Source organism: Sphingobium ummariense RL-3 (genome assembly GCF_000447205.1).
GTDB lineage: Bacteria > Pseudomonadota > Alphaproteobacteria > Sphingomonadales > Sphingomonadaceae > Sphingobium > Sphingobium ummariense.
On sequence record NZ_AUWY01000080.1, the window covers coordinates 30,963 to 45,702 of the forward strand.

17 protein-coding genes are annotated in these 14,740 nt (G+C 67.4%); all 17 read left to right on the top strand.

Features of this window, described 5'->3' with window-relative positions:
• Positions 1-40 precede the first annotated feature (40 nt).
• Positions 41-688, top strand: a complete 648-nt coding sequence (locus M529_RS36305; protein ID WP_021318163.1) for a glycoside hydrolase family 108 protein — start codon at positions 41-43, stop codon at positions 686-688.
• Positions 685-1,074 carry a hypothetical protein gene (locus M529_RS49250; RefSeq protein ID WP_021318164.1) on the top strand — a complete coding sequence of 130 codons (390 nt, stop codon included), beginning with the start codon at positions 685-687 and terminating at the stop codon, positions 1,072-1,074. The genes M529_RS36305 and M529_RS49250 overlap by 4 nt, the downstream gene beginning before the upstream one ends.
• The gene (locus tag M529_RS49255) at positions 1,049-1,270 is read left to right on the top strand and encodes a hypothetical protein (protein WP_161626348.1); all 222 of its coding nucleotides are present in this window, start codon (positions 1,049-1,051) and stop codon (positions 1,268-1,270) included. The genes M529_RS49250 and M529_RS49255 overlap by 26 nt, the downstream gene beginning before the upstream one ends.
• Entirely contained in the window at positions 1,267-5,040 is a 3,774-nt protein-coding gene (locus tag M529_RS36320; RefSeq protein ID WP_021318166.1) for a PemB family protein, read from the top strand. Before M529_RS49255 ends, M529_RS36320 begins: the two co-directional genes overlap by 4 nt.
• Positions 5,040-5,465 carry a hypothetical protein gene (locus tag M529_RS36325; protein WP_021318167.1) on the top strand — a complete coding sequence of 142 codons (426 nt, stop codon included), beginning with the start codon at positions 5,040-5,042 and terminating at the stop codon, positions 5,463-5,465. The genes M529_RS36320 and M529_RS36325 overlap by 1 nt, the downstream gene beginning before the upstream one ends.
• Positions 5,458-5,832, top strand: coding sequence for a hypothetical protein (locus tag M529_RS36330; protein ID WP_021318168.1), 375 nt, complete (start codon positions 5,458-5,460; stop codon positions 5,830-5,832). Before M529_RS36325 ends, M529_RS36330 begins: the two co-directional genes overlap by 8 nt.
• On the top strand, positions 5,832-6,134 hold the full coding sequence (locus M529_RS36335) for a VpaChn25_0724 family phage protein (RefSeq protein ID WP_021318169.1): 303 nt from the start codon (positions 5,832-5,834) through the stop codon (positions 6,132-6,134). The genes M529_RS36330 and M529_RS36335 overlap by 1 nt, the downstream gene beginning before the upstream one ends.
• A gap of 4 nt (positions 6,135-6,138) precedes the next feature.
• Positions 6,139-6,720, top strand: coding sequence for a phage protein Gp27 family protein (locus M529_RS36340; protein WP_021318170.1), 582 nt, complete (start codon positions 6,139-6,141; stop codon positions 6,718-6,720).
• Positions 6,717-8,237 carry a phage terminase large subunit family protein gene (locus tag M529_RS47750; RefSeq protein ID WP_021318171.1) on the top strand — a complete coding sequence of 507 codons (1,521 nt, stop codon included), beginning with the start codon at positions 6,717-6,719 and terminating at the stop codon, positions 8,235-8,237. Before M529_RS36340 ends, M529_RS47750 begins: the two co-directional genes overlap by 4 nt.
• 18 nt (positions 8,238-8,255) lie before the next feature.
• On the top strand, positions 8,256-9,926 hold the full coding sequence (locus M529_RS36345) for a DUF935 domain-containing protein (RefSeq protein ID WP_021318172.1): 1,671 nt from the start codon (positions 8,256-8,258) through the stop codon (positions 9,924-9,926).
• The gene (locus M529_RS36350) at positions 9,923-10,192 is read left to right on the top strand and encodes a hypothetical protein (protein ID WP_021318173.1); all 270 of its coding nucleotides are present in this window, start codon (positions 9,923-9,925) and stop codon (positions 10,190-10,192) included. The genes M529_RS36345 and M529_RS36350 overlap by 4 nt, the downstream gene beginning before the upstream one ends.
• Entirely contained in the window at positions 10,192-10,488 is a 297-nt protein-coding gene (locus M529_RS36355; protein WP_021318174.1) for a hypothetical protein, read from the top strand. Before M529_RS36350 ends, M529_RS36355 begins: the two co-directional genes overlap by 1 nt.
• Entirely contained in the window at positions 10,485-11,648 is a 1,164-nt protein-coding gene (locus M529_RS47755; RefSeq protein WP_021318175.1) for a phage head morphogenesis protein, read from the top strand. Before M529_RS36355 ends, M529_RS47755 begins: the two co-directional genes overlap by 4 nt.
• A gap of 113 nt (positions 11,649-11,761) precedes the next feature.
• A complete protein-coding gene (locus M529_RS47760; RefSeq protein WP_021318176.1) occupies positions 11,762-12,826 on the top strand; it encodes a phage protease in 1,065 nt (354 codons plus the stop codon).
• On the top strand, positions 12,823-13,233 hold the full coding sequence (locus M529_RS36360) for a hypothetical protein (protein ID WP_021318177.1): 411 nt from the start codon (positions 12,823-12,825) through the stop codon (positions 13,231-13,233). The genes M529_RS47760 and M529_RS36360 overlap by 4 nt, the downstream gene beginning before the upstream one ends.
• Positions 13,234-13,255: 22 nt before the next feature.
• Positions 13,256-14,158: a Mu-like prophage major head subunit gpT family protein gene (locus tag M529_RS36365; RefSeq protein ID WP_021318178.1), complete on the top strand. Its 903-nt coding sequence runs from the start codon at positions 13,256-13,258 to the stop codon at positions 14,156-14,158.
• Complete coding sequence (locus M529_RS36370; RefSeq protein ID WP_021318179.1) at positions 14,146-14,679, top strand: hypothetical protein; 534 nt, start codon at positions 14,146-14,148, stop codon at positions 14,677-14,679. The genes M529_RS36365 and M529_RS36370 overlap by 13 nt, the downstream gene beginning before the upstream one ends.
• The last annotated feature ends 61 nt before the right edge of the window (positions 14,680-14,740 follow it).

Here is a 14,740-nt window from a genome sequence, read left to right on the forward strand (position 1 = left end):
GAGGTCAGCGATCCGCTGCGTCGGGGCCATAGCTTCCCCCATGAGCGGGGAAAATCAGGACATCATCGCCGAGGGCTGGAGCCCTCGCTATGCGGCGGCGGCAAAGGCGGTGCTCGGCATCGAGGGCGGCCTGGTCGACGATCCGGTCGATCGCGGCGGCACCACGAAATTCGGCATCTCGCTCCGCTTCCTGGTCGCGGAAGGCAAGGTCGACCTGGACGGCGACGGCCGCGCCGATTTCGACCTGGACATGGACGGCGACATCGACGGCGTGGACGTTCGCCTGCTGACCCCTGGCGACGCGAAATTCCTCTTCCATCGCTGCTTCTGGCTGCGGCTCGACGCCGACAGCTTCCCGCGCCCGGTCGGCGAAATGCTGTTCGACCAGGGCGTCAACGGCGGCCTGGTCTCGGCGAAGAAGCTGCTGCAGCAGGCGCTCAACGCGTGCCTCGGCAAGTACCGGATCGCCCTGCCGCCGCTGAAGGTCGACGGCGACCTGGGCGAGAAGACGCGGGCGGCGCTCGACACGGTGATCGCCCGTCCGGCCGCGCGCATGCCGGCCGTCATCATCGCCTATCGCGCGGCGGCCAAGGCGCGATATCGCGCGATCGTCGCCGCCGACCCGTCGCAAAGGCGCTTTCTCAACGGCTGGCTGAACCGCGCCGAGCAGCTGGGGCGCGACGCATGATCGGCGCGATCGCCGCCTGGTTCATGTCGGCCGGCCTGCCCCAGCGCCGCGCCCGTCAGCTCGCCGTCGGGCTGCTGATCATCGCGGCGATCCTGCTGCTGTGGCTGGGCAAGGCGCTCTACGACCGGGCCGTCATTCGCCGCCACGAAACGGGCCAGGCCGCCGCCACCGCCCAGGCCGACCGCGCCGCCGATGCCAAGGCAGCCACCCAGCGCCGCGCCGACGACGCCCGGCTGGAGGCCGAGGCCGATGCCCTCGAAAGGATCACCGACAATGAAGTGGACGCGACCGTGGACCCGCTGGCTGCTCGCCGCGCCTATTATTCTTGCGTCCGCCTGCAGCAGCAGGCCCGCGCCCGTGGTGACGTCACACCCGCCTGCCGATGACCTGGCCTGCCTGCCCGAGCCCGCCGCGCCGGAGCTGCCCGCGGTTGGCGCCGATGATGCGGCCTGGGCGGCGTTCGACCGCGCCGGCCTCGCCTTCGATCGCGACGCGCTGCTCGCCGGGCGCAGCTGCCGCGACGCGCTCGCGCGCGCGTGCCGCTGGCATCGCGATCGTGGCATGGAGGTGAGCTGCCCGTGACGATGTTCGGAGGTCCTACTACCGACCCAGCGCTGGCCGAGCGCCTCGCCGCCCTGGAGGCGCGGATCGACCAGCTCACTCAGGCGGTCGATAGCAACGCCCAACAGGCCGCGAACGCCGTCGACAACGTGGCCGGCGAGCGTGCGGCGGGCGACGAGGCGGCGCAGCAGGCGGTAAACCAGGCTGTCGAAGGCAGCGTGCGCCGTACCGACGCGGTCGCCAGCCAGCTCGGCGCCGAAATCGTAACGCGGGCCGTCCAGGTGCGGAACCTCAACGAGCGTGTCGACGGGATGATCGGCGATGTCGATGCGATCGCCGACGATGCGCGCCTGGCCCGCGACGTCGCACTCGCGAACGATCCGATTTTCGAGACCGCCGAACTTGGCCGACTCGCCACGACCCCTGGAACGATCTTCAAGGCGCTGGGACCGGCCTCGCAGGAGGCGACCGCCTATCGCAACGATGGAACGACCGCGACACCCGTCTTCAGCTTTCCCTCGACAAAGTCGGTGGACGACAAGACCACCAGCGTTTCCATCCTGTCCGACACATCACCCGTGGTCGGCCAAGCCAATGGCGGCGCAACGGCGATCACCGACCCCATGGGGCGGATCATGGGCTGGTCGATCCCGGCGGGTTACAACGGCCTGCAGTCTCAGACCGAGCCGCGATGGGAAGTGCCGCCTTGGGCGCGCGGGCGCGAGGTGATCGTGCGCCTGCTCGCTGTCACCACCGCAGGCTATGGGCGCGAGATCACGCCCAACCTGCGCGCCGTGACGGAAACGGATGCTACGCCTGACGTCGAGACGACCGTCCTGTCCGACGTGCAGTCCGGCACAAGCCGGACGATCGAGATGAGCGGCACCGTGCCGTCCGATGCCTTGCTTTTTGGGGCGCGGGCCAGCTCGTCGGGCGGCGGATCGGCGCAAGCAACGGAGACATTCCGGATCATTGCCGCCGACGTGCGCCTGGCCGCATCGGGCGCGCGGCGTGCCGGCGAGCGGACGTCGGAACTGGCGATCTTCGCAGGCCTGACGATGGCCCAGACCGATCGACTGATCGGGCCGAAATGGGATGACCTCGTCGGCACCGGCATAGCCGACAATGGCGCGTCCTATATCTTCGATGCCGGCGGGCGGCGCATGGGCGTGAGCATCCCGGCCAATGAGAGTGGCGCCAACAGCTACGGCCGTTGGGAATGGGCCGTGCCCAAGGCGATTCGCGGCGACCTGCGAGAACAGTCGCTTGGCATCCGGTTCGAGGTCGCCGCCAGCAGCAACTATGGCGTGGGCCAGCGGCGATTGCTGCCGCTGGTCCAGGCGGTCAATGAAAGCGGCGTCTCTGCGAACCTGACGACGGTCCTCATAAACGCCTATACCGATGCCAACGGCCGCCGCCAGATCGAGGCGCGGGTCAAGTTGCCGGCCTATGACGTGCGCCGGCTGGATGTGCTCCTGTCCCACAACGACAGCGAGAGCGACACGCTCAACCGGTCCTTCGAACTGAAGCGCCTGGAATTTCGCATCGTCGCGACCGCGGCGATGTCGCCGGCCCGATACAATGACCTGATCCAAGCCGAGTATGTGCGGCAGGCGGCGGTTCGCGACGTCGCCACCGGCCAGGATCTGGACTATGTCTATGCCTCGTCGCAAGGCGGCGATGCGATCCGCCGGCTTGACGCCCGCGGCCGCCAGATCGGCGTCACCGTGCCGCCCGGCAAATCCGGAGCGACAGCCTTCACCCAGGTCCAGCGGTCACTCGACCTTGACAGTCAGGTCAACCTGGTCGGCAAGAAGATCAAGGCCGCCGGCCTGATCAGGACGTCGCCCAATTTCGCGCGCACCCTGACACAGGTCACGCAAGTCCTGACCACGGGGGGACCGCGTCGACCGACAGACGAGCGGGTCAGGACCGTACGGCTGGGGACCGATTACCGCCTCTGCATTTTCGAATGGACGCATCAGGCCGGCGACGTCCGGATGCAGCCCTATGTGCAGCTGTCGAGCAGCAGCAACGTGTCCGAAGAAATGTGGTACGAGTGGATCGATACCCAGTTCTTCATCGACGACGATGACGTCACCCATGCCGAAAACCTTTGCTGGGGTTTCAATCACACGCGGCTGAAAGCGGCGGAAAAGGCGCTGCAGCTATTCGACCCGCACTACGACTATCCCTTCGTCGTGACGGTTGAAAAGGACGGTAGCGGCGATTTCACAACCATCGAAGCGGCGGTCGAGTCCGTAAAGACCCTGTCGCCGACGGACTGGCTGCTGGTGCGGATCGGGGCGGGGGTGTGGGACATCACGCCAAATTATGAATTACCGCCCTACGTGGTGCTTTACGGCAAGGGTCGGGAGCGCACGACGCTTCAACTGCTTCAGCCGGATGACGCGGACCCGAGCGACATCGAGGCCAACTCGGTGTTTCAGGCGGATCGCCCGGTCATCTTCCGGTCCATCAAGATGCAGTGCCGCAACGCGCGCTACGTCGTGCATAGCGACAGTGGGACCGCTATCCGGGACAGCCAGCAGATCTTCGACGATTGCCTTCTGGAGCATCTTGGCAACGAAGGCGCGCGCGCCTGGCAGGCCGCCCATGGCGGCGACCCTGGCGCTATCTGGAAATCGACCTGCGCGATCGGCTTCGGATCATCGTCGGGATCGCGCATGGACGTGACCAACAGCGAGCTGATCGGCTTCTACGCTGGCTTTCTCTACCACACCAATGGCGGCCACACGAAGCCGGTGGTCGTGCGCCTGCTCAACAGCACGATTACGGCCCGCAACGATACGGCAGACCAGGGCTACGCGGTCATCGTCGAACCTTATGGCGCCATGCTCTCCTGTCCGCTGCTGATCCAGGGCTGCACACTCAACGGCGACATTCGTTACCTCGCGAACAAGTGGTTTCAGAACGCGCCGGATCAGCAGCTGTCGGGCGATGCCGAGATCGGCATCCACGGCAATTCCAACACGCCCGCCATCTTCACCGTATCGGACTTCGGTCGCGCCCTGCGTTTTGACAGCCTGTCGACGGCAGCGGGCGAAGGCTTCACCTTTTCGGGGGCCGCCGCCGACCTGCTGCTGGGGGCGGTCGTTCACGGGCGCGCCGCGGCCGGCGGGGCCGCCGCCTTCGCTTATGGCGACCAGGAGGTGAGCGGCAACGCGACCGCGGGCACCGGCCCGGCCAACAGCTCCATGGGGGAATTGCTGGGAGACTGTTCGACCGATGCCAAGTCCCTGACCGTGGCGGTGGGCGCCGCGTCGGCGACGGCGGTCTTTTCCACCGACATGACCAACGTCAGCAACAGCACCATCCTCGCCACGATCAACGCAGCGATCGGCAGCTTCGCGACCGCGACGCTGTTCGCGCCCGGCGAATTGTACCGCCCCCGGATGATCGACGAGGAGGCGGACCTGAAGAACATCTCGGCGGTCGTCATCCGGCGCGGGATGGTACTCGCGCACGACCCTGACGACCGGCGCGTGCGCGCGATGACCGCGACCGATCCGGCGACGCGCTATGCCGGCGTCGCATGGGAGGACATCTATCCGGGCGAATATGGCCGCGTGAAAACGCGCGGCCACCTGCCTGTCACCGACTTGCTACGCAGCGACAGTGCGCCGCTGGCCTTCGCCGATACATTCTCGATCGATCCCGCCAAGCCAGGCTGGATCATCAAGGGCGGAAGCCAGGGATTGCTGAAGGTCATCCGCGGCACGCTCGTGACGCCCGACGCCGATTACATCGAAGCTGTGAGGGTGAGCTGATGCGCCTCGCGATTCCGCCCGCCCTTTTCATGCCGGTCTGGTCGTCGGCTGCGGTCGCGGCCGGGGTGCACGACGCGCAGGCGCCGACCGGCCAGGCCATCGTGCATGTCGCAATGCTGGGCATCGACGTGCCGGTCGTGTCGGCGATCCTGGCGGTGCTGGGCGTCGTCCTGGCGCGCCCGATCGCGCCCAAGGGGCCGGTGCCGCTCAACGTCTGGCAGACGGCGTGCGTCACCGCGCTGACCGCTCTGCTGCTGCTCGCCTGGGTGGTCGAGCGGCGGCCGGGAATCCTCTTCACCTTCGTGATGGCGATCGGGCTCAGCTTCTCGATCCTGTCGGTGCTCGAAGTCATCGGCGAGCAGGCACGCGCTTTCTTCGGACGGGTCGCCGCCGTCTTCACCATCAAGGGGGGCAGCGATGTCTAGCATTTTCGAGTGGGTCATCATTGCCACGATCATCGGCGGCATCGTCTTCGTCGGCTTCGTGCAGGCGCGCAAGGGCGGACAGGCCAATCCGGTCTCCACCCGCAAGCTGGAGACCGAGTTGCGCGCGGTGGCGAGCAAGGTCGCTAGCCTTGGCAGCACCGTCGCCGATCTCAAGAGCGAGGTGAAGGAGGTGGGCAACAAGGTCGACCAGGTCGAGCGCGAGAGCGTCACCCGCGAGGACATCAACGCCCTCAAGGAGCTGATCGAGGTGAAGCACCAGGCTCGGGGTGAAGCGATGACCCGCGTCGAAGGCAATCTGTCGATCATCATGAACTACCTGATTGAGAAGGGGCTGGGAGGCCGCTGATGAGCGAGTTTTCAAACGTCTATGACGGCCATGTAAGGCTGTCGGTGCTGCGCCTGCTATCCAGTCAGCCGACCTATTCGGCCAATGACAGCGTGCTGACCACGGCAGTCGAGTCGCTCGGGCTGAGCTGCACCAGGTCGCAGATGCGCGCGCACCTGTCCTGGCTGCAGGAGGTCGGCGCGGTGACGCTGATCACGCCCATGGATGGCGTGATCGTCGCGACCCTGACCGAGCGAGGCGGCGACCTGGCGGCCGGTCGGTCGACCATCCCCGGCATCCAGCGCCCCAGCCCGAAGGGGTAAGGCGATGCCGCCGCCCCGTCGCCGTCGGCCGTCGTCGATCGACAGGCTCGACCCAGAGATCAAGGACCTTATCGGCAAGCTGCGGATCGACCACGGCTGGACGATCGACGAGATCCGCAAGAAGCTGCTGCAGCTGGGCCAGGGCGACGTGTCCCGGTCGGCGCTGGGCCGGCACGTCAAGAGCCTGGAGGAGATCGGCGCGCAGCTGCGCCACAGCCGCGAGGTCGCCCAGGCCCTCGTCGCCCAGGTCGGCGATGCGCCGGAGGATCGCGTCGCCGACCTCAACATCGAGCTGATGCACTCCATGATCCTGCGCCTGACGACCGCAACCAATGACGATGGCGACGGGCAGCCGGTGATGTTCGGCCCCGAGGATGTGCGATTCCTGTCCCAGTCGCTGCAGTCTCTGGCCAGCGCCAAGAAGACCAACACCGACAACGTCTTCCGCATCCGCAAGGAAGCCGCCGCGAAGGCTACGGCAGAAGCGGCCGAGCGGGCGGTCACCGCCGCGCGGGCGCAGGGGCTTTCGAAGGACGGCGTCGCCGCGATCCGCGAAGCGATCACGACGGCGGTGCTGGGCGCATGAAGCTGCCACCGGAGGAAATCGCCAGGCGCGAGCGGGCCGCCGATCGCGCGGCGGCGGAGTCCGTGATCGTGCGGCTGCCCAAGGGCGGCGTCCTGCTGGGCTACCAGGCGCGCACCGACGCACTGCTGATGACCGGCGTCTCGCTCCTGGTCATCGAGAAGAGCCGGCGTATCGGCCTGACCTGGGGACTCGCGTCCCATGCCGTGCTGCGCGCGGCGGCGTCGATGGCGGCCGGCGGCCAGAACGTCTGGTACATGGGTTATGACAAGGACATGACCCTGGAGTTTATCGAGGTGTGCGCCATGTGGGCGCGTGCCTTCAACTGCGCGGTCGTGGACCAGGGCGAGATCGTCCTGGACGATGGCCCCAACGAGGGCATCAAGGCTTTCTCGATCCGCTTCGCCAGCGGGTTCCGCATCACGGCGCTGCCCAGCGTCCCGCGCGCACTGCGCGGCAAGCAGGGCATCGTCATCATCGACGAAGCGGCGTTCCACAAGAATGTGGACGAGGTGCTGAAGTCGGCCATGGCGCTGCTGATCTGGGGCGGCCAGGTCATCGTCGTGTCCACCCATGACGGGATCGGCAACCCCTTCAACAAGCTGATCGGCGAAGTTCAGTCCGGAACCCGGCGCGGAAAGGTGATGACGATCACCTTCGCCCAGGCGATGGCGGACGGGCTCTATGAGCGCGTCGCCCTGGTCGCCAAGGCCAAGGGCGTCCCGATCGAGCCGAAGGAGGAATGGGAAGCCAATATCCGCGCCTCCTATGGCGACGATGCGGCCGAGGAGCTGGACTGCATTCCCAAGGTCGGATCAGGCTCGCTGATCTCGATCGAGGACATCATCCGCGCCGAGCATGCCGAGGCCGGCGACGGCCAGTTCTACATGGGCGGTCTCTATGGCCTCGGCCGCGACGTGGCGCGGCGCCGGGACGGCCAGATACAATGGGGGGCCGAGCTGGTCGGCGATGTCGCCTGGGTTCGCGACGTCTATGACGAGGTGGGCCAGACCTTCGCGCACCAGGATGCCTGGTTCAACGCGCGCTTTGCCGATCGCCGCGTCCTGCGCGCCTGCATCGACCAGACCGGCATGGGCGAGAAGGTGGTCGAGGACCTGCAGGCGCTGCACGGCACCTATCGGGTGGAAGGCGTGCTGCTGACCGGCCCCAACAGGCTGGACCTTGCGCTCGGCCTCGCCACCGCCTTCCAGGTCGGCCGCATCCGTATCCCGGCCGGCGACCCGAAGCTTCGCGCCGACCTGATGGCGATCAAGCGTGTGGGCAGCGAGGAAAGCGGCTCCGTCCGGATCGTCAACGACGGCACCATTCACGCCGACCGCTTCTGGGCGGCGGCGCTGATGTGGCGCGCGCTCGGCGTGGAAGCGCAGATGATCCGCTACCAATCGGTGCCCAAGACGAGCTGGGATGCCGCGCATGGCGGCGGTGACGACACGCCGCGCGGCATGGCGGAGCGCGCGCGATCGCAGGCGCAGGGGCGCTTTCAGAAAGGCGCCTGGTGATGTTTCGGAGATCCACGCATGGCTAACGACCTCGTCCCTTCCCCCTTGGTCGACACGCGCGGGCGCCCGCTGCGCGCCGCCGTCGAGACGCTGACGCGCGAGATCGGCGGGCCGACGATGTCGGGCGTGCGCAACATCTGGTCCGGCCATCCGGCGCAGGGGCTAAATCCCGCGAAGCTCGGCGGGCTGCTGCGCGCGGCCGAGGAGGGCGATGCCACCGCGCAACACGAGCTGGCCGAGGAGGTCGAGGAGAAATATCCGCACTACAACGGCGTGCTGGGCGTGCGGAAGCGGGCGGTGGCGCAGCTGCCCGTCCGCGTGGAGGCGGCCGGGGAGAGCGAGGAAGAACAGGGCGACGCCGCCCTGGTGCGCGACTGGACGAAGCGGCTGACGCTGCAGGCCGAGCTGATCGAGATACTCGATGCGCTGGGCAAGGGGGTCAGCGCGACCGAGATCATCTGGGACACCGGAGAGCAGTGGCTGCCCGACGCGCTGAAGCGACGCGATCCGCGCTTCTTCGAATATGACCGCGTGACGGGAGAGCAGCTGCTGCTGCGCGGCGGCATCGATGGCCATAGCGGCGAGCCGGCTCCGCTGCCGCCCTACAAGTTCATCGTGCATCAGACGTCCGCCAAGTCGGGCCTGCCGATCCGCGGCGGCCTGATCCGCGTTGTTGCCTGGTATTATCTCTTCGCGAACTTCACACTGAAGGACTGGATGACCTTCCTGGAGGTCTATGGCCTGCCGCTTCGCGTCGGCAAATATCAGAACGGCACCAGCGAGGACGATATTCGTCTGTTGGCCCAGGCGGTCGGGCAGATCGGGTCGGATGCCGGCGCCGTCATCCCGCAGTCGATGGTCATCGAATTCATCCAGAGCGGTGGCGCCGCGGCCAACCCCGATATGTTCAAGGGGATGCTGACCTACATCGACGATGCGGTCAGCAAGGTCGTGCTGGGCCAGACGAGCAGCTCCGACGCCAAGGCCGGCGGCCTCGGCTCCGGCCAGGCGAACCTGCACGGCGATGTACGCGACGATATCGCCGACGCCGACGCGGTGGAGCTGAGCGCCACATTGACCCGCGACCTGGCTATGCCGATGGTCCTGCTCAACCGTGGCCCGCGCAGGCGCTATCCACAGATCATCATCGGCAGGCCCGACGCGGTCGACGTGAAGGAGTTCCTGGACGCGACCGAGCGCGGCGTTCGCATGGGCGTGCCGATCGCCGTCTCGACCTGGCGCGAACGCACCGGCATCCCCGAGCCGAAACCCGGCGAACCCCTGCTGGTCGCGCCTGCCCAAAATTCGCCGCAGGAAGGGCAGGAGGACCCCGAAGGTCCGCTGGCACCGAAAAATTCGCCACGCGCCCTCTTAGGCCCTCTTAAAACGCCCTCAGAGGCCAGTCGGAAGCAGGACGTCGCCGCCGCCGCGCAGGAAAGGAAGCCGGACGCGATCGACGGCCTGGTGGACGACATGCTCGGCAGCTGGGAGCCCGATATGGACGCCGTGCTGGCGCCGATCGACGAGCTGCTGGATCAGGCCGCCAGCCTGGAGGAGGTTCGCGAGCTGCTCGCCACCCGCGTCGGCGACGTGATCATGGACATGGACGTCGCTGCGATCGCGCAGCTCGGCGAGCGCGCCGGCTTCGCCGCCAGGATCGCGGGGCTGATCGGGAAGCCGGGAGAGTGAGCGCGCCTCGTGTTGGCGACGCACTCGCCCACCTGGCCGAGGCCATGGATGCGCTGACCATCGAAAGCTGGACGCTGCCGGTGGGAGGCGTCGAGCGGCGCACGCCAGCAATAGAGGCGACGATCGCGGAAGACCTGATGCGCGTCCACTGTGCCATCGCGCCGCGCGACAAGCCGTCTATCTTTTCGATCATGGCCGAGGAAGTGAGGCGCGCCGTGATCGAGATCGAGGCCGCGCGGCAAGCTCTGGGGGCGGAGCCCAGCTGATGCGCTTCTTCAAGTCCCATGCAACCACGATGGATCGCGCGACGGTCGTCTCCAACAACTGGCGGCTGATCATCGGGCGGATGACGCTCTCGTTGGAGATCCGCACGAATGAGGCCGTCGCCATGGACCGGCGGCTGGCGACCTGGGACGCGCTCCGTGCCCAGGCGGTGGCGGCCAGCGATCCCGAGACGGTCGAGTGGGCTCTGGACGATCTATGGGCGGCGGGCGGTACCGACATCACCGCCCGCGCCCTGCTGCGCCGGATCATCGACGGCAGCTACAGGTCGCCCTGGTGAGCGGCCCCGAGGAACTGCCCCCGGCCAATGTCCTGCCGGAAGAGGCGATCGCCTTTTTCCGGGCCAAGGGCTTTCGCATCGGCTTCAGCTGGCAGGACGTCTTCCGGGAGGAGCATGCCCGTTGGTTCACCGTCGCCAAGGCGATGTCGCGCGACGTGCTGGAGGACATCCGCGAGGCGGTGGACAAGGCGATCCGCGAAGGCATCACGCTGGAGACCTTCAAGAAAGAACTGCGGCCGAAGCTGGAGGCCAAGGGCTGGTGGGGCAGGAAGACGATGCTGGACCCGAAGACGGGCCAGCACGAGCTGGTCCAGCTCGGCAGCCCGCGCCGGCTGAAGACCATTTTTCGCGCGAATGTCCGCACCGCCTATGCCGCTGGCAAGTGGGAGCGCATCCAGCGCACCAAGAAGGCCTTTCCCTTCCTGGAATATTCGTCCGTCATGGACGGGCGAGAGCGGCCCGAGCATCACGACTGGGATGGCGTCCGCCTGCCCGTCGATCATCCCTGGTGGGACACGCACACGCCGCCCTGCGACTGGGAATGCCGGTGCGATGTCGTCGCCCGCTCGCAACGCATGCTCGATCGCATGGGCGTGACCGTCGATGCGAAGCCGCCGCCCGCCAATGACCTGGTGCCCTGGACCAACAGCCGCACGGGCGAGACAGGGATGATCGAGAAGGGCCTGGGCAAGGGCTGGGATTACAATGTCGGGAAGGAATATCTGCGCGGCCTGGCGCCGGCCCCTCTGCCCGAGAGCTTCGGCGACGATCGAAATGGAGGACCGGAGGATGTCGGCGCCGCCGCCCAGCCGAGCGGCGCGCAGCAGGCGCTGATCGACCGCTTCCTGAAGGCGTTCGGCATCGCGGCCGGGAAAGAGGCGATCTGGGAGGACAAGGAAGGCTGGCCGCTGTCGGTCGGCCGCGGCTGGTTCATCGCGCCGGGCGGCCAAGTGCGCCTACCTGGCGGCGCTGCCGGTGTCGCGATCGACCGGATCGCCGCGGCGATCGTCAAGGCCGACGATATCCGCTGGGTGTGGGTGACCGGCGAGGACGGCCGCGCGCTGCTGATGCGGCGCTACCGCCGCACCGCGAACGGCATCAGCACCCTGGTCGACATCGGCCGTGACGGGTGGCGCTGGACATCGCGACAGGGGCGCTAGAAGCCTCTGGCGCGGACGGTCTGGACCTGCAATGAACGTTGCGGGGCCGAGGCCCTGTATCGCCTCAACCAGTTGAGGTCATCGAACCCCTGAAGCCGTGCCATTGCATCGGCATGAAGCGGGGCAATCAACAGCATGAGATCGTCGCGGCGGCGGCTGCCGAAGTCGGCCTGGTCGACGGCGCGCCCGCGCGGCGCGTGAAGCTGTTGCCGATCGGCACGATCGAGATGCGCGACGGGCGCGGCCCCTATCTCCTGCGCGACCGTGCCCATGCCGAGCAGGTCGTTGCCGCCACCCGCAAGTGGCTGGGCGGCGCGGACTTCAACTGGGACTATAACCATCAAATCCTCCAGGCCGGCTCCGAGGCGCCCGCATCCGGGTGGACCAGGAAGGAAGAGCTGACCGTCGAGGAGGACGGCATCTATGCCACGGTCGACTGGACCGAGGCCGCCACCGCCAGGATCGTGGCGAAGGAATATCGCTACATCAGCCCGCTTTTCGCGGCCAAGCGCGGCACCGGCGAGGTGCTCTATCTCAAGAATTCGGCGCTGACCAATGTCGGGGCCATTGACCTGCCGGGGCTGATCGCCGCCGGCCTTTCCGGAGAAGACGACGATATGAGCTATGCTCTGATTGCGGCGGCGCTCGGCCTTGCGGCCAGCGCCACCGAACAGGAGTGCGTGGCTGCCGCCAGCACCCTGAAGGCGAAGGCGGACGCCACGCCTGCCACCAGCGCGATCGCGATCGCCGCCGGGCTGGCCGGCGACGCATCGGTCGAGGATATCGCCGCCTCGGTCTCGACGTTGAAAGCCGCCCAGGTTGACCCGGCGAAATTCGTGCCGGTCGAGCAGGTCGCAGCGGTCAACAGCCGGCTCGCCACGCTGGAAGGCGAGCGCGCCGAGCGGGAGGTCGCCGCCGCGATCGAGGGCGGCAAGCTGGTCCCGGCGCTGAAGGACTGGGGCCTCAACCTGTTCAAGACCAACGAGCAGGGCTGGCGCGACTTCATCGGCGCTGCGCCCGTGGTCGTCGCTGCCGGCGCCGCCCTGGGCGGCAACGGCCAGGGCGGCGGCAACGCCGACACTCTCACCGCCGAAGAGGTCGCCGCCTGCGCCGCCCTCGGCATGAGCCAGGAGGCCTTCCTGGCCGAAAAGAAGGCACAGACGGGAGCCGCCGCATGACCGCGATCGCTACACCCCGAGCCAAGACGCGCCAGCGCGATGGCCGCCAGTTCGTCCGCGACATGGCCGCCACCAAGATCTACGCTGGCACGATCGTGATGCTGAATGCGGCGGGCAACGCCACAAGCGGCGCCACCGCCACCGGCCAGATCTCCGACGGCGTCGCCATGGAGACCGTCGACAACAGCGCGGGCGCGGCCGGCGCGCTGAAAATCCGCGTCGAAAAGGGCGTGTTCCCCTTCGAAAACAGCGCGTCGGCCGACGCCATCACCAAAGCCGAGATCGGCGACGACTGCTACATCGTGGACAACCAGACGGTCGCGAAGACCGACGGTACCGGAACGCGCAGTGTCGCCGGCAAGATCGTGGACGTGGACGCCGAGGGCGTCTGGGTCAGCTTCGTCTGAGCCGAAGAAGGAACCGCACAACATGGAACTGAACAGAGGTAATCTCCAGCTGCTCGGGACGGCCTTCTCCGGCCTGTTCCGCGGCGGCCTCGGCATGGCGCCGCCGCAATATCTGGAAGTCGCCACCGTCGTGCCGTCCAGCACCGGCAAGAACGAATATGGCTGGCTCAACCAGATACGCGGCATGCGTGAATGGCTGGGCGACCGCGTGCTCAACCAGATCACCCAATCGGATTACGTGATCAAGAACAAGGACTGGGAAGACACGATCGAGGTCGAGCGCAACGACATCGAGGATGACAATCTCGGCCAGTATAACATGCTGTTCACCGAGATGGGCCGGGCGACCGCGGCGCATCCCAACGAGCTGGTGTACGGCCTGCTCAAGGCCGGCTTCTCGACGCCCTGCTATGACGGGCAATATTATTTCGACACCGATCATCCGGTGCTCGACGCGGCCGGCAATGTCACTTCGGTCGCGAACACCGATGGCGGGTCCGGCACGCCCTGGTTCCTGATCGACACCAGCCGGGTCATGAAGCCGATCATCTTCCAGGACCGCAAGAAGCCGCAGTTCGTCGCGAAGGACAATCTGAACGACGAGAACGCCTTCTGGCGGAAGAAGTTCGTGTACGGCGTCGATGCCCGCTACAATGTCGGCTTCGGTTTCTGGCAGTTCGCCTGGGGCAGCAAGCAGACGCTGAACGCGGCCAACTACGCCACGGCTATGGCTGCGCTCGGCAGCATGAAGGGCGATTACGGCCGGCCGCTCGGCCTGCTCACCGGGGAGGCGCCGCTGCTGGTGTTCCCGCCCAGCCTGGAGAGCAACGCCCGCACCCTCATCATCAACGAGAATGATGCGGCGGGTGCAACCAACCCCTGGAAAGGGAGCGCGCGTCTGTTCAAGACCGCGTGGCTGGCCTGATGCGCGGCGCGCTTCTGCTGACGGCGGCCAAGACGCCGTACCGCCGCGCCGGCCTGGCCTTCCCGGTCGGCGTGCCGCTCACCGTGGCGATCCTGTCCCTTACCGTCCAGCAGCTCCGCCTGCTGCTGGAAGACCCTCAGATCACGGTGATGGTCGGACAGGATATCGGCACCTACGTCATCGTCCCCGAACTGAAGGCGGAACTGAGCGACGACGATCTGCAGGCCTTCATCGACGCCGCTCCGCCGGTCGAGATCGAGCCGGCCGTGCCGCTGCCAGTTGGGCCGGAGCAGGAACTGGCCGAACTGCGGCAAACCGCCGACGAGACGGCCGCCGCGCTGCGCCGAGCCAACGAGGAGATCGTCCAGCTGCAGGATGCCGGCAAGGACAGCGCGGCGGCGCTCGCCGCGGCACTGGCGGACGTCGAGGCCCGCAATGCCCGCATTGCCGAGCTGGAGGCGGACCTGGCCAAGGCGGCCAAGCCCGCCGCCGCCAAGCCGAAGGATAAGTCGGCGGACTGATTGCCGTGCCCGCCGACGCGATCCTCTCCGCGTCGGCGGGCATGAGCCGCCACCCCCGCCC